Source organism: Providencia sp. PROV223 (assembly GCF_028479245.1).
Taxonomy (GTDB): Bacteria; Pseudomonadota; Gammaproteobacteria; order Enterobacterales; family Enterobacteriaceae; genus Providencia; species Providencia rettgeri.
Genome location: NZ_JAMPNG010000002.1, coordinates 218,409 through 237,867 on the forward strand (window position 1 = coordinate 218,409; position 19,459 = coordinate 237,867).

Sequence of the window (19,459 nt, forward strand, 5' to 3'; positions counted from 1 at the left end):
CGTTATATCGAGTCATTCAAGCCAGACTAAAATTAAAATAATTATTTTTAATATTTAATTATGAATTAAATTGAAATAAATATAATTCCATTCTTCTTTAACTTGAGTTTACTGTTTTTCATTTATTTCCGAGTCTCTATCCATAAAAAATCCCCTTAAACGAAAATTGACTAAAGCGTTTAAGGGGAAACATAGAAACTAACCTTATCTAGTGACTTTTTTCTTTTAACAGCACTCAAAACTGGCAATTACGCCGTTAACCCACCATCTAAAACCAATGTTTGCCCGGTTAAGTACTGGCTGTTATTACCAATCAAAAATTCAACTAGCTCTGCCACTTCTTGAGGTTGCCCTAAGCGACGTAAAGGGATGTTTTGGCACATAGCTTTTAATTTAGCTTCAGGCATTGCGCGGGTCATATCACTATCAATAAGCCCCGGAGCAATACAATTCACACGTAATCCAAAACGCCCAACTTCATGAGCCAATGAACGCGTCAATCCCATCATCGCCGATTTACTCGCCGCATAAGCTGTTTGACCAATATTGCCTTTTAACCCAGTAATTGATGACATCAATACGATTGAGCCACTCCCCGCCATCAACATGGCAGGTAATAATTTACGGTGCCAATTCATCACGGAAATGACGTTGTTCTCTAGCACGTCTCGCCAGATTTCAGCATCTTGATGAATATGTAAGGCATCCCTAGTGATACCCGCATTATGAATAATCGCCGTAGGCGCTCCAAATTGTTCCAATAACGAGCTAGAAAGCGCATCAACTTGGGCTTCATTTTTACCATCACACGGGGATCCTTTCACCCATGTATCTAAATCGGGGTTTTCAAGATTCGCTTGAGTTTCATTAACGCCATCAACGCTACGCCCAGTAAAAACCACATTCCAATGGCGTCGCAATTCGCTAACCAGTGCAAGTCCAATTCCTCGGCTTCCTCCCGTCACGAGTATCCATTGATTATTTGCCATTTTAAGATTTCGACTCCTTATCAATATGTTCACACAACGCTTTCACCGAAATTTCTGGATGTTCTAGGAAAAATTCCGCATCTAAAGCAACATTAAAGTCACGTTTAACCAGCACCATAAGTTCAACATAATCTAAGCTATCGAACTCTAACTGGACTAAAGTCATCTCCGCATTCAGCTCTTCTGCTTCTAAATCTTTTGCGTCACAGATCATGTCACTAATTTTGGTATAAATTTCTTGATATTGGCTCATTTGTTTTATCCTTGCATTCTTATTGAGTTATTGAATTAACTTTCAATGTTATTGAATTATTTATTATTTTTTCTCTGTAACGAGCAGCGATACTAATACTCACTAATCGACCACTCTCACTATCGGCGATCACTAAGGCCGGCAAAATACGTAGGTAAATAGGCTCAGGAGAGGTGATAGGAACCCATTTAGTCAGAAGTTCACGGTCAAACACCACCTCTTGATGGGTTTGTACGATAGGATAACGGCAAAAAATATCTTTCAATGTTGAGCCGACCGGCAGCCATTGTGCGATCTCTTGTTGTTCAAATAACGAGCTATCATGAATTAAGTACCAGAACAAAACTGCGTCAATAAACTGCCATTCATACATTTCGTTGGAAAACTGAGAAAATATTGACTGCAATTTCACCATCTCTGCGGCCGAAATCGTTATCTCATTGGCGATTTCATGTAATACAGGTGGAGGACTGTTCGACAATTGGCAAGTTAAGCAATTTTGTTGTGTATCAGAAGAAAGTAAAGCTACAGACCCCGCTTTATTTCGTGCAACTAATTGATAATCTTTATCGTTCCACAGGGGATTACGCAGTCGCACAACACATTTGATAAACTCAGGGGCGGTAACCTCTTTTGAAGCCAATAATGGATGATTTAATGATTCACTCGCGAATTGTTTCACATCGAGTAATGCACGCATGCCATGCACACTCAGTTGATCTCCACCCTTTGCTTTGACCCATTCAAGGTCGAAATGAATCGGGTTATCATCACCAGAAAATGAGGCCCACTGTTTTGCATCCTCAAGGGTATAGCGTAAAGTCCTCATGACGCTTTCTCTAAAATCAGTGCCGCATTTGCCCCACCAAAACCAAAACTCAGGTTTAATGCACGCTTAACTTCACCAATGCGGTGTTCATTAGGGATATAATCGAGGTCACATTGCGGGTCCGAGTGGTGCAAATTCGCAGTTGCAGGCATCACACCATGCGCCATCGCTTGCAAGCAAATAATGGTTTCAAAGCTGCCAGCAGCGGCAATTAAATGTCCCGTATAGGATTTCGTACTGGATATTGGGACTTGGTAAGCTGCCGCACCTAATGCCTTTTTCAATGATTCTGTTTCATTTAAGTCATTAAGAGCCGTTGAGGTTCCATGGGCATTGATATAATCGAGAGATTCAGGAGCAGCTCCCGCTTGTTGTAAAGCCATTTCAATGGTTTTCACTCGGGCAACACAATCTTCTGCTGGTGATGTAAAATCAAAGGCATCAGAAAAATTCGCATACCCTGTAATCTCGCCCAAAATGGTGGCGCCACGAGAAATAGCGCTCTCACGCTCTTCTAAACACAACACGGCCGCACCTTCAGAAAGGACAAAACCACTGCGATCTGCGCTAAATGGGCAACTGGCACGAGTCGGGTCTTCCGCTTCACGTGTTAAAGCACCAAGAACATCGATATTCCATACAGCACAATCTGTCCGCAAGGACTCCCCTGCACCAGCGAGCATCATATCGGCTCGTCCATGACGAATCGCTTCAAAAGCATCACCAATCGCAATAGTGCCTGTCGCACAAGCCGCGATGGTGGTATTTTGATATCCACGCAAATTCCAAAACTGGCTGCAAGCCGCCGTTGTCACATTTGGCATTGCATAAAAACAGTTGAAAGGCGAGGTCATCCCTGTCGCTTCAAATTCACTTACTGACATATAACTTTCATCAAGCCCTGCCCATCCTGTTCCCATAATGACACCGCACATCAGTGGGTCATAAAAATCAGTTAATGGCGTGCCTGCGAAGGCCATATCCATGGCTTCCCGCGCTGCCCCCAAGGCTAAACGCGTATGGCGTGGTAAACGACGACGAATAGCCGCGGGAACCCCTTTTAAGCTAGGTTCATTATCAATAAGCCCTAAAAAATGACTGTGGATATTTTGCGCGGTTTTATCAACGTAACGATAACCGAGCTTTTTATCCATAATTGCTTGCCAACATGCCGAAGCCGTATCACCCAGAGGAGTGACAGCCCCATAGCCTGTGACAACAACGCGTTTAAAGTGAGATTTTTGGTTCATAATGGGTTGTCCTCCTGTCGAGCGCTACCGCCACCTTGTGCTAGCCAAAGTTGTAGCGTTGCATAAAGATAATCGTATTGATTTTGCGCTAATGAGTTCTCAATAGTTAAAAGGTCATCTTGCGCATTAAGCAGTGTTTGATAATCCACAGCACCGGCTCTGTAACGGCTGTTAGTTAGTTTTAGTCGCTGCTGGCTAAGTGATAATGACTGTTGCAATTGCTGACGAATTTCATCCGCGGCAAAACGGGCTTCCATGGCATTATCGACTTCTGACAAGGCGGTATAAGCTGCACTACGAAATGCCACCGCAGCTTGTTGCACTTGTAAGTCGGATTGTTCAATGGTCAATTTCACTGTGTTCCACTGAATAAATGGCAAAGAAATCGAACCCCCAACAACCCGTGTCGGGTCACTAAACCATTGAGAAAACAGCTGGCTACCCGCATTAAGCGCACCTTGCAAAGACAGTGTCGGGTAGAAGCTCAATTTAGCAGCATCAGAATCAGCAAGCGCGGAACGTAAACGTGACTCGGCGGCTTGAATATCCGGCCGCTGTGCTAATACGGCCAACGGTGTCGCGTTAAGAATTTCAATCCGTTGATTTCGATTAAGTGCGCTAAGCTCACGCACATGTTGCTCTGCAGGGCGGTTTAACAATAGTGCTAATGCATTACGGGAACTATCACGCTCTTTAATGAGTCGTCGCAATTCATTTTTTCGACTAATCACCGTTTGCTGTGATTGTAAAAAATCCAGCTGGCTAACTTTTCCTGCCAAATACCATGACTTAATTTGCTGCTGACTTTTTTCTGCAATCTTTTGGCTTGCTATCAGGTTATCAATCTGTTGATTTAACAGCGCAATATTCCAATATAATTGTGCTGTCGTATTAATAACCACTAATGCTGTTGCATGGTAATCCTGTTCGGTTGCTATAGCTTCCCACTCATTCTTTTCACGAATACGTGCCAGTTTTCCCCATAAATCGATTTCATAATTTAAGGTTAGGTTTGAGCTATAGCTTTCTTGAGGGGAAGTGCCATGGCGAATGGATTTCGTATTACTTGCTGAGCCGCCAAGGGAGAAATCCGGGGTTATATTGGTATTTGCTAACCCAGCAGTACTTCGCGCAAGCTTTAATTTAATTGCCGCGGTAGCTAAGTCATTATTATTTTCTAGTACCTGATTGATCAGTTGGGATAGCTGAGGATCTTTAAACTTATCCCACCAATTTCCAGCAACATTCCCCCCCTGCACTGACGTAATCACGTCATTCGCACCAGATTGGCGTATTTTATCATCCCACTTCTGAGGCAATGTGAGTTCAGGGCGTTGGTATTCGGTACGCGTAAAACTGCCGCAGCCATTAAGCAAAAATAAAGCAGAAATAATATAAAGTGATTTGATATTCATTCGCGTGCCAATGCCTCCGTTGGGTTGAGTTTGGCAGCTCGACGGGCAGGAAAATAACCAAAAACCAAACCAATTAAAGCAGAGAAACCGCACGCTAATAAAACAGGGAACAGAGTAAACACCATCGTAAATTCAGTGGTGAAATAAGAGAAAATCCACCCCGTTAACCATGAACCGACAATACCAATTAAGCCGCCAAGCGAGCAAATCATCACAGCTTCTATCAGAAATTGGTTCATAATATCTTGAGGACGCGCACCGACGGAAAGGCGGATCCCGATTTCATGAGTTCGTTCCGTTACAGAAACCAACATGATATTCATCACCCCAACGCCGCCAACCAATAAGGAAATAGCGGCAATCGAAGTGATCAGTAATGACATAGAATCGGATGTTTTTTGTAATGCATTGGCGAGTTGGTCATCCGACTGAATAAAAAAGTCCTTTTTACCATGTTCGCGTAATAACAAACGCTCAACCTGTAATTCAGCTTGCTGAGAGGTTAAGCTTTCAGGGAAGCGCAGTGAAATAAACTCAATAGGTTTGTCCCCGACCACACGTTGCTGTAACGATGAGTAAGGTACCCATCCCATAACAAAGCCACTCGACATTTTGGGCCCCGGTTTACGGGCAATACCAATAATTCGCCATGGTGAATGGCCAATCTGCACAATTTGCCCTAACGGTTCTTCTTCTGGCTGAAAAAGTACTTCTCGGCTTCCTTCATCCAATACAATAACGGGCTCACTGTCAGCCATATCGAGCGTACTGAATAAACTGCCATGTAAAAGCTGAAACCCTTGTGCCGCAAAATACTCTTCTGAAACACCATTAAGCATGATGGAGTTATCCAAGCCTTTATTAACGACCATCGTCATGCTACTCGCGACGGGAGAAACAGACTCAATCCATGGCAGTTGCTTTAGGCTTTTAACATCATTTAACGATAACGCTCGCTCCATATCAGGCCGCTTTGCCCCCCACCCAGTACCGGGGCGAATTTCCAGTGTCGTGCTACCAAGCTTCCCGATTTCATCCATGATGGAGCGTCTTGCACCTTCCCCCACGGCCATTGATGACACCACAGAAGAAATACCAATGATAATTCCCAACATCGACAAAAATGCACGCATACGATGACCGAGTAAGGCCCGCCATGCCATACGAATGGACTCAATAATATTGCGCCACACCGATGCACGGCCATTATCTTCAACAGAAGGAAGCTGGTGCCGTTGTTTTGTGTCTGTCTGTGCTTGGTTCTGCTTATCAGAAACAATTTTTCCATCACTAATTTCAATAATTCGCTGAGTTTGCTGAGCGATATTTTGGTCGTGGGTCACAATCACAACAGTGTGCCCATCGAGATGAAGCTGATGTAAAATATCCATCAATGCATGGCCACTGGCGCTATCTAATGCCCCTGTAGGTTCATCTGCAAGAATTATTTGTGCACCATTGACCAAGGCGCGACAAACACTAACACGCTGCTGTTGCCCACCAGATAGCTGATAAGGTTTGTGATCCAAGCGTGTTTGTAACCCTAACTTTTCTGCTAATAAAGCAACTCGTGCGCTCCGCTCATCTTCTGGCATTGCCGTATACAAAGCAGGGATAGCAATATTTTCCTCTGCAGTCAGGTAGGGCATCAGGTGATAACGTTGAAAAATAAATCCAAGATATTGGCTACGTAATTCCGCCAGTTGGTCACTGTTCACCTCATGAACCGCAATCCCATTGATAAACACTTCTCCTTGAGAAGGCTTATCTAAACAACCAATGATATTCATCAGAGTCGATTTACCTGAACCTGATGCGCCAATGATAGCGACCATTTCTCCTTGGTTAATTGATAGCGAAATATCATTCAAAACAGGAATAGTTTGCGTACCTGCTGAAAACTCACGGTAAACATGATGAAGTTCAATCAGGGGGCGGGTAAAAGATACATTTCGTGTCGTCGCCATCATTAACTCGCCACATTATCTGATTGAATAACAACGTGTTCACCCTCGCTAATCCCCTCAAGTACTTCGACGAAATGGCGATCATTAATCCCCACTTTGATAGTGCGAATTTCCGGTTTTTCATTGTTGATCACGGTCACTTCATATTGGTTTGCACCTACCGCTCGCCCTAGTGCACTAACGGGGAGTCGTAACGCATCTTTCGCTTGTGCAACACGAATAAATACTTGCGCTGTCATTGATGTCTTTAATGCACGATCGGCGTTATCAACCTCAAATGTTCCATTGTAATAAATTGCACTGTTCTGTTGCCCCCCAGAATTATTGTTATTTTCATCAAGCGCTTCGGGAGGAATGGGTTGAACATACCCCATGGTACTTTCGTAGTGCGTTTCAGGGTCCGCAATCACATAGAATGTGAGGGGTTGGCCTGGGCGAATTTTTTGAATATCCGCTTCCGAAATTCGTGTCTGAACCTGCATTTTATCTAGGTTCGCCAGCACTAAAATGGTCGGTGCTGTCTGTGAAGAAACGATGGTTTGCCCTTCGTTCGCCACAATACCCAGTACTTCGCCACTAATCGGCGCGATGATCCGTGTAAAATTGAGGTTAGCTTGTGCAGTTTGCACGTCCATTTCTGATTGCGTGATTAACGCCTCATTGACATTAACCTGCTGTAATTGCGCCTCATATTGGGCTTGTGCTTGTTCATATTCACTGCGAATACCAGAGCCATCTCTCTGCATCACCACTTGGCGCCGATAGGCTTTGATATACTGTATTAATGTCGCTTCTGCAGCCCGTTTTTGCGCCTGAGCACTGGATAACCGAGCGGTTGCATTTTTGAGCTCAGACTGCTGGATAGTTGGGTCGATTTCTGCCAACAATTCCCCTTTAACTACTTTGTCGCCTTGTTTTACATACAGTTTTTTGATTTGCCCGTTAACCTGAGCCCCTACGTTAACTTGCATTGAGGGCTTTAATGTCCCCGTGACCATGACAACTTTTTCAATATCGCCACGTTCCACCGATAAAATTACGTTTTCATGCAACGCTGGCGCGGGTGATTCCCAAACAAAACGGCCGATCACCACGATCAGCACAAGTAGTGCTACCAACCCACCTAAAATGCGTAATCGTTGAGTCGTTAAACCCAATTTTGGTGCTACGTGGCGAGAGGTCATGAGGGAGTTCCTTCCATTGCCGCTAACAAAGAAGGTTCAGGTTGAGGCGTACCTGTTGTCACACAAGGGGCTTTATTAGGGCTGTTCTCAAGACTTAATTTCCCATCAACTATTCGGTAAAGTGCATCGAAATTAGCCGCCAGCTCTTCACTGTGAGTGACAACAATCAATGTCTTACCTGTTTTCTGGCAATGTGACTGAATGGTCGCCATGACTATTTTCGCCGTTTCTTCATCCAAATTGGCGGTGGGCTCATCCAATAACAAAATAGGACGGGCACTGTATAACGAACGAGCCAATAACAAACGTTGACGTTGCCCAAGTGACAGCGCCGCATGACTTTCTCTTATTAACGCATTAACCCCACCAGGTAATTGATTAATCACTGCACCGAGAGCCAGTTTATCAAGCAACACTTCGACTCTTTTTTTATCTTTTTCGCGGAAGTTAGGGTCAAATAGCGTGATGTTATCTAAGACGGTCGCATTAAATAAAATATCTTCTTGGCTTTGCAAGCAAACCAATTGCGTAAGCTGCTGCACACTGACAACCTCACCGTTGGACTCGCATACTCCTTGCTGTGGGCTGAATAAACCCGCGATTGTCCGTAATAATGTGCTTTTTCCTGCTCCTGACTCCCCAACAATGGCAACCTGCGTACCTGAAGGTAAGTCTAATGACACATTATTTAAAATCGGTTTCGCAGGGTCATAACTGAAATGAATCCCATTGAAAGATAAGTGAGGGGCTTTTCCTAGCACTGCGGCTTGTTTTTCGTGGAATGGCGCGGTGTCCTGCTCACTTTTCTTAGGGAATAAAGAATGGGCACGTGTATCAATAATATGCAGTTGCGACTTATGGATAATCGCATAAAAAATACGCGTCACATAATTGGTGAAAATTTGACGCAAGAAACTATAAGCAAAGAAATCCCCCAAAGAAATTAACTCATTGGCCACCATGGGTAAAACCACTAACATAAAAATGACCATCTCCAAACTACCGGTTAATTGATAGATGCCATCTTTAATTTGTTGATACACATTTCTGCGTTGCATACAGGTAAACAATTCACGGCTTAACCATGCAAATTGCGCCTTACGCTGATTTTCTATCCCTGCTGTTTTTATGGTCAGAATGCCCTGCAGCGTCTCCATAAAAAAGTCATTTAATTCTGCTGATTTTAACTGTAACTGTTGGGTATACCACCGATCACGAATAATCGCCCATACACTAATTAAGCCCATCACGGTAACACCCGCAGCTGAAATAGCTGCTAATACGGGCGCAATCCAAAACATGGTACCTAATGCTATCGCACAAATAACCCAATCCGTTCGTAGCCCGTTATCCAGCTCGATTTTTTCGGTTAATGCCCCCTGCCAAGCAACAAAACGGCTAAACACATCCCCGGGGGCGCGTTTTTCAAAAAAGCGCAATGGATTACTCAATAAACGTGAAAAACCCACCCCGCTTTTAATCAACACAAAGTGTTTTACGAAACGCTCGCTTAGTATTCTCACGCCGAGTGCTAACAGTGTTGCAACCACAAAGGCAACAATGAACCAGCCGTAAGGGAAAATGGCATTTTTAGCGTCGGAAAAAGCTTGGTTGATCGCATTGCTCACCATTGCTGGCATTAAAAATAGCGTTAAAGAAACCAAAAAAGCGAATATCATCAACCAATAAACACCACGAATTTCTGAGGTTTCTTTCAGACTCATTGCATGAGGGGCTTTTTTCCCTGTAGTCCCATCATTTCTGTCTTCTGGTGCGAGTGATTCAATTTTTTCCAGCGCAGTATCTGGTTCTAAAATTAATGCGTAACCGCTGATTTCCGCTTTTAATGCAGAGAAAGGTAACCACTGCTGCCCAATTGCAGGGTTCATCACGCACACGTTATTTCCTTTGCGATAAGCAAGCAGTACAAAATGGCTTGCTCCGTAATGTAAAATAGCGGGAAGTGGTAAGCTATTGAGCTCTTGGTGCTCAAATAGCACTGGTGTCGTCGCAACACCGTAATTAGCTAAAATGGACGAAAGGTCAATCAAAGAAGTTCCATGATCCGATGCTGGATACACCTCTCGCAGCGTTTCAAGAGAAACATTGAGACCTTGAGTTTGTGCTAACATCGCAATACATGCTAAGCCACATTCATTGGTTTCTTCTTGAGAAACAAAATTTGGAATAATATTTTTCATTATTATTTAATGGCTAATAAAATAAAGTGAATGGCTATGCCATAAAAGCCAATCATTGGGATAATGACGAACCGCATTTTCAATGATGGCGGGCATTTGAGTTGCAACATCTTTTGCTGCAACAGGCGGATAAACCTTGATTTTTAAACCGTTTTGGTAGTACAGATGATAAAAAACCACCTGTGCCGAAATCGCACTGGATAAACGCACTACACCATTGTGCAGCTTTGCTGCACGGTTAAATAAATGGCACGATAATTTGCTCGACGCCCCTTCTTCTGTTTGAACCGTGTAATCAGGGGTGATATCAGGAAAAACAATTATATTCTTTTGCCCTGTCGCCGCTTCTGTCATCGCAGTCATTAACTGGCTAGCTAATACTTTATTCCCTTGATGAATAGAACAATACGATAAATTCACCTGCCCTAACTCACGTGCCGAGGCGTTATACTTCTGCTGTTCTGCACTCGACGAAACCACCACCGTCGCATTGCCTGGAGTCACCCCCGCGCCAACCATGGTAGCTAAAACATCAGAAACCATATGCAATGGAGCAAGTACAACGGGGTTATTTTGTTGGTGCAAAGGCGCAACGACGCTATCAAGTTCAAGGGTACAAACTCGAACTTGCGCCATGATTTTTTGGTTTTGTCCCCATGTGGCTGCCTCTTCCAAAATGAAGCGTCGAACAGCTATCCAGCTCATATCAATATGCCCTTTCGTTTCCATTAAACTACGAAAGTTTTCCGTGGCGACTTTATTCCGATTACGATATTGACGACCTAATAAGCCGACGCGACATAATAAATTGGAGACAAATAATACCGATGTGATATAGCCTCGGCGCAATAACAACCGTAAAAAGGCAAGTCCACTATGATTAAGTTTTTGATATCCTTTTTTAAACGGCATCAAACAGTTTTTCACTGTAAATACCGTCCAGACAATGCAAAACCGGATCACCGTAACTCCTTATTGCTTTTGTCTAATAACTCAAGCATATAAGCAGTAAAGTCTGCAAAATCACGGTCTTGATAGACGACATAGCGTTTATTGATAATAAATGCAGGTGTTCCAGTAATTTGATAAAACTTGCTAATTTCAAGCATGTTTTTCAGGCGTTCTTGAACCGCTTGGCTCTCACTGGTTTTTAGGTATTGGGTTGAATCAACATTGTGCTGTTTTAACCATTGGTTTAAGACATCTTTATTAGCTAAATCAAGCTTATCATTGATAACTGCGGTATAAAGATCCTGACGGTATTGAGATTCCACCCCCATCTCTTCCAATGTCGCAAAAATAGGCGCATAGGCAGCAAGCCCCATATTATTATCCATGGCTAAATGCACGACTTTAAAGTTGACGTTCTCAGGGAGTGTTTTTTCGAATTGACTGACATTATCATGATTTACGGCACAATAATGGCAACCATAAGAAAGGACTTCTATGATGCTGTTATTTTCTTTTATTGGACTCAATAGAACTTGTTCATTATTAAATTCAATAAAAGAAGAGCTTTGTGCATCATCATTTGAGAAAGTATTAAAAACAAAAATATGATAGAACAAAACCGTCATGAGTGAAGAAGCGATAATAACAAATAGAGTATAAAGTGTAATAGTTATTGGTTTAAAACGAGTATTCATAACAGTTAATTCCATTCCGGTACGAAAAATACATGGGGATAGCTCCCCATGTATCAATTAATAAAAATCAAATTTAATACTATGGAGCTGTTACATCACAGTTTGATGCACCAACAGCTTTTGCTTTGTATGTTTTATTACCGTGCTTATCAGTACAAGTGGTCACTAATTGGCAAGATTTAACACCACCAACAGTGATGCTCTCGTAAGAATTAGTACAAACTTGTTTTGTTCCACCAACTACAGCAGCAGCTTCGATAGCATTTAACTTTTTCATGTTATTTCCTTTAATATAGATTTTAATTAATAAAACGCCCTATTTATTGATAATTAACACCAATAAATCCTTTAGATTTTTAATTAACACACGAATTACCGCATGAATAACTAAAAATTCAATCCTTCTAATTTCTCATTATTATCAAATAAAAAAATCGCTTTTTCTTTGACGCTTTTTGTTTTCTCTTTCTCACCTAATTCATTTAAAACAAGGATCCAAGAAAAATAAACATTAAGATCTGGGCAAGAACGCGAATAGTTTTCTGCCCAAGATGAAAATAAATTCAAATAATAAGGGTTTTGTGTCTCGTTATAGCGTAATAAATACCCCATATTGAGATCTAATTTGTAACGATCATCGATTAAATAGTATTTCCATTCACTATAATCAGGCTCATTCATTGAAAGAAGATACTGCTGTCCTGTTTTTTCTATATATGTTAAATATTGCTGTGTTTGCAAAGTAAAATACAATAACCCCATGGATAACAAACCACCTAACGCAATAATTGTTTTCGAAAAATACCCTACAAACTTATTCAATGAATATTTTTTAGTTGGAACATCGGCACAACGTATTAACAATATCAATACCACACCATGAGGTATGGATAGCCACAATGGAAACTCTGTCATCATATGAAAAACAATTGGTAACGCAATAACTAAAAAAACATAATTGTTATTTTTATTTTTTAATGAAGAACAAAGTAGATGCACACCACCAATAATAACTAACAATATTGCCGCAATACCAACTAACCCACCTTCAACCATCCAACGCAATATCTCATTGTGTGGATGTGAAATAACCTTTTCACTGGTTCCTAGCAAACCACCACCAAAACGCTCTAAAAATACAGATTCAAAACTACCAACCCCAGAGCCAAATAAAATATTTTCGCTAAATAAATATAAACTATGTTGCCATAGCACCCATCTAATATGTGATGTTTGTAATTTACTTTCAGAAAAGTCAGAAATATTAAAACTAACTTTTATTCCATAACCAATAATAAGACCGATAACAATCGCTATTAAAGAGTAAACAATATATTGACGATGATACTTTGCGAAAAAATAAAAAACAATAACAATTAATAATAAATTTAAATATCCAGTTAATGATTGGGACAATGGCAATACCATGCTCATTAAAATGAGACTCACAATGATAATGGCAAACGCATACCGTGTGACAGTTCTCATTAAAATAAACATGCCTATTGCACTGGCAATACCAACACAAATAAAACTAGAAAGAACATTAACTTGTTGGAATACACCATATGGCCTATCCCCTGATATCGGAAAAAAATTAAAAACCTGTGCTATTGAATATAGACTCTCAATAATAGCAGCAAATAATACACTGCAAACAATTATTTTCAATACAGTTTCTGAAATATTTATTTGCAATAAAGCTTGATAAAAAAACAGCGCCCCCAATAACCAATACGCAGTCAAGTACGCATTAAGCTGGTAATTTTCTGGCGCAAAAAAACACAAGCCTAATAATAAGACTAACCCAATCGTAATATAATTACTCGACTTAGAATAGTATAAGGTTAAATTTTTAATTTTTGTAATACTAATCATCACAATAAAAAAAGCAATAAAAAAACCACTAATTATATTGAATGGCAATGACAAACCTGTTCCGCCCATATTCGGCAGATAAATATGCAATATAATGCCAAAAAATATAACGACAAAAACTAAAAGTACCCATGGATAACTTTCTTTTTTATTATCTTTAATTTTGATTGCAAACATCATGTTTCATTCGTTATTGATAATTTAATGTATAGTATGCAGTGCTATAAAAATTCCCATAGGTAATCGTTTCGTTAATTCTCGCTTCTGGCTCAGCTTCGACATAAGCCTTGAATTGAATTTCCGTATCATTTTTTGCCAAATTTTGCGCTAATGATGGCGTATTCAATTCTATGGGTGTTTCATTTAAGTTTAATAACCCAATACCGATTCCGCTTGCCTCACTTTGGTCACTAATCGCAAGATGGTCAGGAAGATTTTTATTTTCAATTCCATTAAAAGTCACTGTCACCGATTTAAATATGGTCGTATTACAATTCGTTAAATGGATTGAGAAAATTAAAGGTTTCGACTTACCTTCTTTATAAAGGTCTTTAACCGAAATTTGTTGAAAATCAACAGGGACCTTCTCACTTCCCGGCGCTATCTGACATGGCGTAGCAACAACCATGCCTCTGAATGAATAGCTTCCCATATTACTCGGGATCACACTTGCACTCACCGACCCTGAGATTAGTAAATATAAGCCAATCGACAATAAATATTTATTACGCTTTATCTGATTATTATTTCGCATGATCGGCCTCATTGGAATTCAGCAAGAATTGTCCCGGTACTTGTAAATTCACCTTCTTCCACGCTGCTACCAGGCGCAGCTATTGGCGCAGCCGTTAAGTTCCAAGTGCCTTGGTTATTGATAAAATTAGGCACTTGATAAGCTTGGTTTGGTCTTACCAAGGTTCCGGTCAAATTATCAGTCACCACAATGCCAAGATTTGTGCGTTTCACACCGTTCTTTAACGTACCGAAATAATCAGGGTTAAAATCCGCGCTGCCTGACGCTCCTGGCAACAATGACAGCTTAATATTTAAATCACCTGTCGTAAAACTGCCACCGGTACATTTAACTGGGATCTTAAAGGGCTGAGCATAATTAGTGCCATTTAACTGTTCACTCGTGTTTGCCACATCAAGAAAATTAATATCTATTGGGTTGCCTTCATTAATCGTACACTCATCAGCAACCGTGATAATTCCTGCCCCTAAAACGACTCGAGTTGATGGAATTGGCGCATAAGCTGTACTGCCATTCGCTGGACTGCCTTTTTTAGCAAAAACCTGCACCAGTTCCGCTTGGTTGATGGTAATGCCATTAATAATCGGTTTTTTCAGTCTAAACGTGATTGTTCCACTCGACCCTGTCCGTAGCTCGACACCATAATCACGGCTATTAACACTCGGTGGTCTACACTCTATTGGGTCAGAACCCCCATTCCACATATCCTTCACTGGAACAGTGACTTTCTGACCAACCCTTCCCCCTATTTGAATTTCAACTTTTACATCAAAATATTCATTAAGGTTCAGGTACCCCGGGTTTTGCATTGATGTAGGAATAGTTGACATTAAATCAAATGTCATTCCTGAATCAGGACCGGTATTCCCAACCCCTCCTGGATTCATGTAGCTTTGGCAGTAAATATCAAAGTAAGGCCAGTTACCCACATCAAAATTGAATACCGTTTCTGCATCCTTCTCATTAACGAGTAATTGATTATTCATTCTCGCTTCGAATGTATAAGTTCCCCCGTCCGGTATAGCGGAACCGTGAGGATAACCTAAAGCAGATAACGGCAAGACCCCTATTGTGAGTAAACCAGCCACAATAGTCATATCTTTTAGTTTTTTGTTGTTGGATACAAACATGGTTATAAATACTCCAGTTTTAGCCTAACTAATCCGCTAAAGGTTCCCGCCGAAACAGACCGTGCTGTAGATTCCAATGATGCATTAAGTGTGATGTTATTATCGCCAGGTTTGATCACCCATGAACTTGTTGGCTGGTTGACCATTAGGTTTTGATGTTCTTTACTAGAAATACGCAACCCGGCACCTCGAATATCACCTGTCACTCGCACCAGATCAGGGTTAAAAAAATCCGTATCTCCCGCAATGCTCAATGAAACAGCGCTTTCTCCCGTCAAGTAATAACGCTGCGCATTTTGAGTTGCTTCTCCGGCAGAATTCACAAATGACTTGGATGCTCCGCGTTGGCAATCTTTGAGGCGAATATTAAATGCAACAGGAGTACTTCTATCGCCAATACGATGAAACTCTCTAGCATTGATTTCACCTAAATCGACATACTGCTCTTGTGTTTCTAATTCAAGAACACAAGGCGATGCATAGACGCTCCCTGTAAAATGCACAGTACTATGTACGTCTAGCAATGTTTGGCGGGACAGCTTTTCATCCGCAATTTCTGCAACTGCGGAAAAACTTCCTAGCCCCAATAACACGATCCCTAAGCACCTAATGTTCATATCAATACTCCTAGCGAATCTGTTGCTCTGGTGGTAACGCTTTACACGTATTTCCGCTACAACTGTATTTAAGTTCTGGATGACCACCATAATCATTCACATACATCATGGTGAAACTCTCGCCTGAACTATTGACCTTAATATCGAGATGCGATTTAGGTGCAATCATCACCCCTGGAAAATCAGTTAGTTTTTTTCCACCTTCTGCCACCGGTTTATTATTAAGGCTAATAATGGTCACAAAATAAGGGGTTGGGTTTTCAGCACGCCAATTATTTCCCTGTTTATAAAATATGACTTGGTCTTGCCAAACTGCACTTTTAGACTCAGGAATAATGGCTGTCGGCCGATAAAATAATTTAATGCGCGATTGCATCGCTAACTGTAAAACATTCGGTTTATCGGGTTTTGGCGGAACTTCGCGCACATTTAAATAAAACAGGCTTTCTCGGTCTTGGGGTAACTTATCTATCTCGGCTGTTTTTGAAACACGGGCAACCCCTTTTTGCCCACCATTAATGCGCTGTAATGGTGGCAATACAACTAATGGCGATGTGATTTTTTTCCCATTGGCATCTTCAACCCATGACTGAGCAAGAAAAGGAATACTTGAGCTGGTGTTTGATAAATTAGCACTCGCAGAATTTTCATCGCCTGTAATAATCAGTCGTGTTCTATCCAGTGAAATACCCGCATATGATTGCCCTACGCCAACCATCATAACTAGCAAACCACCTACCCATTTATTTATACGAATCGCCATTTTCTCTACCTTATAGAATACTTTTTCAAACTGTCATTACATTATTGGCAAGGCAGCAAAACTGACATACCCGAATTAATTTTTTCAGGCAGTTGAATTTTACATTGCGCTTTTCCGCCCCAAGATACCGTTAATGTTTCTTTAGGATTTACTGCCATCAAATACGCCAATCCATTTTCCATCAGCATGGCAATGTTAATGCCATCAGCGTTTGTCACATCAGCACCAAATGGAGGTACCGTATCGTTATAACGAATAGTTGCTATGAGCTTTTCACCTTCTGCAACATCAAAGCGCTGATAACCGATTGCGCCTTCTGTTAATGTCGATGTTGCTATCGCCTTATTGGTATCAACGTTATTTTTTAACTTATCGACATCAATACGCGTGTCGAAGCTGTAATAGCTGACAATATCAGGCACAACAGAAATACCGGCCCAGTTAGTTCGTGTTTTTTCATGGTTAAACGGCACGCCACCAACACCGTTGGTATCGACCATAATTCTTGCTGTATCCGTTGTACCGGTACTGTTATGTAATGCAGCTCCATGCTTGGTAGCAGTGAAACCACCGCGCAATGTCCCGTTGATCGATGCCGTTTGTCTTTCTTGATAGCTGACATTAGTATTAACTTCAGCAAGTTGCGTCCGTTTTTGATAATATCCATCAAACCGTACGCGATCATCACTGCTTCGACCGGCTCTAACTCGCCATAAGTTATTCATATCCCTATTGTCACTGTAAGACAGCATGTGGCTGGTCTTACTACCACTATTTTGCAAGTCATATCCCGCCCAACGGCTATCACCAACAGGCACTGAAACCGAAAGTGAAATGCTATCGTCACGTCGACCCCGATAGTCAGAACGGTAGGCCGCAATATTGGTTGAAACACCATTGATGCCCATTAAACGAAATGTTCGACCCACAGATAAGCCATATCTATCTTGAGATGTCTGGTCCCAAAAGGTCTGATGGGTATACGTTAAGAATACTGTTGTTCTCCAATCAGGATCATCAGCCCAAAAAGTTTTATTCCCTGTTACGGTATACATCTCTTTTTGACGGCCAATACCCAGATATTTGTTTTCACGCTCATCTAAATATTGCGACAGTGTTCTAAACTTATCCTGCGAGAAGCGGTAACCCGCAAAAGTAATCGTGCTGTTAAGTTCATCAAATGACTTTGAATAACTCAGGCGATAAGAAGAACCCGTTTGCGTGTTATCACCTGGCATTCGGCTAATGGATTGTGTGACATCCGCAGAAAGTGCTCCAAATACAGATAAATCACGGCCTAATCCAGCAGATATAGCGGTATAATCCCTACCCGCAAAAAGTAGACCACCAATGAGTGACCAGTTATTGCTCAGCCCCCAAGAGAAATCTCCCGTGGCAAACATTGGCCCCTCAGGCTTATGATTAAATCGTGATGGTTTACCGACCGAAGCGTTATAACGCACATAGCCCGGACGCGTTAAATAAGGGATATTTGCCGTATCAACTTGAAAAGTCGATACCTCACCGTCATCACCTTCAACTTTGACATCTAGGGTTCCACGAATTGAACTTTGCAAATCCTGAATACTGAATGGCCCCGCAGGTACCGTCGTTTCATAAACGACACGCCCAGCTTGGGTTACAACAATTTTTGAATTGCTTTTCGCAATACCATTAATCTGTGGTGCGTATCCTCGCAGATTTGGCGGTAACATACGCTCATCACTGGCAAGGTTAAAGCCAGTGAAACGAATCGTGTCAAAAACTTGAGAATTTAAATAAATTTCACCCAGTGTCAGCTTAGCCGCCATGTGGATCAGAGGGCGATATGCATAAAACTGGTTCCAATCGAATTTTCTATCACCACGCTCGTTATAATTAGCTTGATAATCAGCTCTAAAGCGCCACGCTCCTAAGTTAAACCCGGTTTGTCCATATGCTGACAATGAATGCTTATTCGTATGTGTCGTCAAAGAACGTGAAATTGACCCTGTCAGGTTATAATCAAATATAAGGCCTGAAACCCCTGAATCCCAACGCTCAGGCGGCACCCAACTAGGATCGGAATATTTCATCCATGCTTGTGGAATAGTGATATCCAGTTTGCCTTCATGATTATTAATTTTAACACCTGAAATAGGTAAAATATTTGAACATTCAGGAGATATGGCTTGGATTTTTTTTAACGCATCTTCTTTGAGCGCTAACATTTCAATTTGCTTAGGGGTAAAACAGACTAATGATTTTTCACTATCTTGAGGATCGGTAATATAAGTGACCTTCTGCTGCGACAATGATTGTCCATTAATATAGACATCCAATAAATAAGTTCCTGGAAATACGAAGTTATCTTTAGAGAATCGAGTTAAATCAATATTGTTACGATCACCAACATCTAATACGTCAACATTAAACTCAACAAGATCATTTGCAGACATATTTGGTGAATAGCAAAGTACTGCAATATATATTGCAAATAGTTTTTTTATATTATTTATATTTCCATTTAAAATAATCATTTTAGTTACTCAGTATTCACTCATTAGGCTAGAGATTTAGCTCAATTCTCTTTTATATGTAATT

General features: G+C 41.2%; 17 protein-coding genes. All 17 read right to left on the bottom strand.

Translation table 11 applies throughout. The annotated features are described in order from the left end of the window. Window positions 1-248: 248 nt before the first annotated feature. The gene (locus PR767_RS03775) at window positions 249-989 is read right to left on the bottom strand and encodes an SDR family NAD(P)-dependent oxidoreductase (RefSeq protein WP_004907691.1); all 741 of its coding nucleotides are present in this window, start codon (window positions 987-989) and stop codon (window positions 249-251) included. Between the two features lies 1 nt (window position 990). Next, window positions 991-1,242 (bottom strand): acyl carrier protein, encoded by a 252-nt coding sequence (locus PR767_RS03780; RefSeq protein WP_004907686.1) that lies wholly within the window; start codon window positions 1,240-1,242, stop codon window positions 991-993. Window positions 1,243-1,261: 19 nt separating this feature from the next. After that, window positions 1,262-2,071 (bottom strand): MaoC family dehydratase, encoded by an 810-nt coding sequence (locus PR767_RS03785; protein WP_109912776.1) that lies wholly within the window; start codon window positions 2,069-2,071, stop codon window positions 1,262-1,264. Beyond that, window positions 2,068-3,321, bottom strand: coding sequence for a beta-ketoacyl-[acyl-carrier-protein] synthase family protein (locus tag PR767_RS03790; RefSeq protein ID WP_109912777.1), 1,254 nt, complete (start codon window positions 3,319-3,321; stop codon window positions 2,068-2,070). Before PR767_RS03790 ends, PR767_RS03785 begins: the two co-directional genes overlap by 4 nt. Further along, the gene (locus PR767_RS03795; RefSeq protein ID WP_210850695.1) at window positions 3,318-4,730 is read right to left on the bottom strand and encodes an efflux transporter outer membrane subunit; all 1,413 of its coding nucleotides are present in this window, start codon (window positions 4,728-4,730) and stop codon (window positions 3,318-3,320) included. Before PR767_RS03795 ends, PR767_RS03790 begins: the two co-directional genes overlap by 4 nt. Window positions 4,731-4,732: 2 nt before the next feature. Further along, window positions 4,733-6,706, bottom strand: coding sequence for an ABC transporter permease (locus tag PR767_RS03800; RefSeq protein WP_109912778.1), 1,974 nt, complete (start codon window positions 6,704-6,706; stop codon window positions 4,733-4,735). Beyond that, window positions 6,706-7,887 (bottom strand): efflux RND transporter periplasmic adaptor subunit, encoded by a 1,182-nt coding sequence (locus PR767_RS03805; RefSeq protein WP_272519905.1) that lies wholly within the window; start codon window positions 7,885-7,887, stop codon window positions 6,706-6,708. The genes PR767_RS03800 and PR767_RS03805 overlap by 1 nt, the downstream gene beginning before the upstream one ends. Further along, window positions 7,884-10,088, bottom strand: a complete 2,205-nt coding sequence (locus PR767_RS03810; protein WP_109912779.1) for a peptidase domain-containing ABC transporter — start codon at window positions 10,086-10,088, stop codon at window positions 7,884-7,886. The genes PR767_RS03805 and PR767_RS03810 overlap by 4 nt, the downstream gene beginning before the upstream one ends. A gap of 6 nt (window positions 10,089-10,094) precedes the next feature. After that, window positions 10,095-11,051: an ABC transporter gene (locus PR767_RS03815; protein WP_110731620.1), complete on the bottom strand. Its 957-nt coding sequence runs from the start codon at window positions 11,049-11,051 to the stop codon at window positions 10,095-10,097. After that, window positions 11,048-11,734, bottom strand: a complete 687-nt coding sequence (locus PR767_RS03820) for a thiol:disulfide interchange protein DsbA/DsbL (RefSeq protein ID WP_227024193.1) — start codon at window positions 11,732-11,734, stop codon at window positions 11,048-11,050. The genes PR767_RS03815 and PR767_RS03820 overlap by 4 nt, the downstream gene beginning before the upstream one ends. A 79-nt stretch (window positions 11,735-11,813) precedes the next feature. Beyond that, window positions 11,814-12,011, bottom strand: coding sequence for a DUF4762 family protein (locus PR767_RS03825; RefSeq protein ID WP_004907658.1), 198 nt, complete (start codon window positions 12,009-12,011; stop codon window positions 11,814-11,816). A gap of 110 nt (window positions 12,012-12,121) precedes the next feature. Further along, complete coding sequence (locus PR767_RS03830) at window positions 12,122-13,792, bottom strand: O-antigen ligase family protein (RefSeq protein ID WP_272519906.1); 1,671 nt, start codon at window positions 13,790-13,792, stop codon at window positions 12,122-12,124. 10 nt (window positions 13,793-13,802) lie between these two features. Then, window positions 13,803-14,366, bottom strand: a complete 564-nt coding sequence (locus tag PR767_RS03835; protein WP_004907651.1) for a fimbrial protein — start codon at window positions 14,364-14,366, stop codon at window positions 13,803-13,805. An 8-nt stretch (window positions 14,367-14,374) separates the two neighbouring features. Beyond that, window positions 14,375-15,496: a fimbrial protein gene (locus PR767_RS03840; RefSeq protein ID WP_004907648.1), complete on the bottom strand. Its 1,122-nt coding sequence runs from the start codon at window positions 15,494-15,496 to the stop codon at window positions 14,375-14,377. 2 nt (window positions 15,497-15,498) lie between these two features. Further along, window positions 15,499-16,113, bottom strand: coding sequence for a fimbrial protein (locus PR767_RS03845; protein ID WP_117162613.1), 615 nt, complete (start codon window positions 16,111-16,113; stop codon window positions 15,499-15,501). Between the two features lie 10 nt (window positions 16,114-16,123). Continuing rightward, on the bottom strand, window positions 16,124-16,876 hold the full coding sequence (locus PR767_RS03850) for a fimbrial biogenesis chaperone (protein ID WP_109912784.1): 753 nt from the start codon (window positions 16,874-16,876) through the stop codon (window positions 16,124-16,126). Between the two features lie 41 nt (window positions 16,877-16,917). Next, entirely contained in the window at window positions 16,918-19,395 is a 2,478-nt protein-coding gene (locus PR767_RS03855) for a fimbria/pilus outer membrane usher protein (RefSeq protein ID WP_110731616.1), read from the bottom strand. Window positions 19,396-19,459 lie beyond the last annotated feature (64 nt).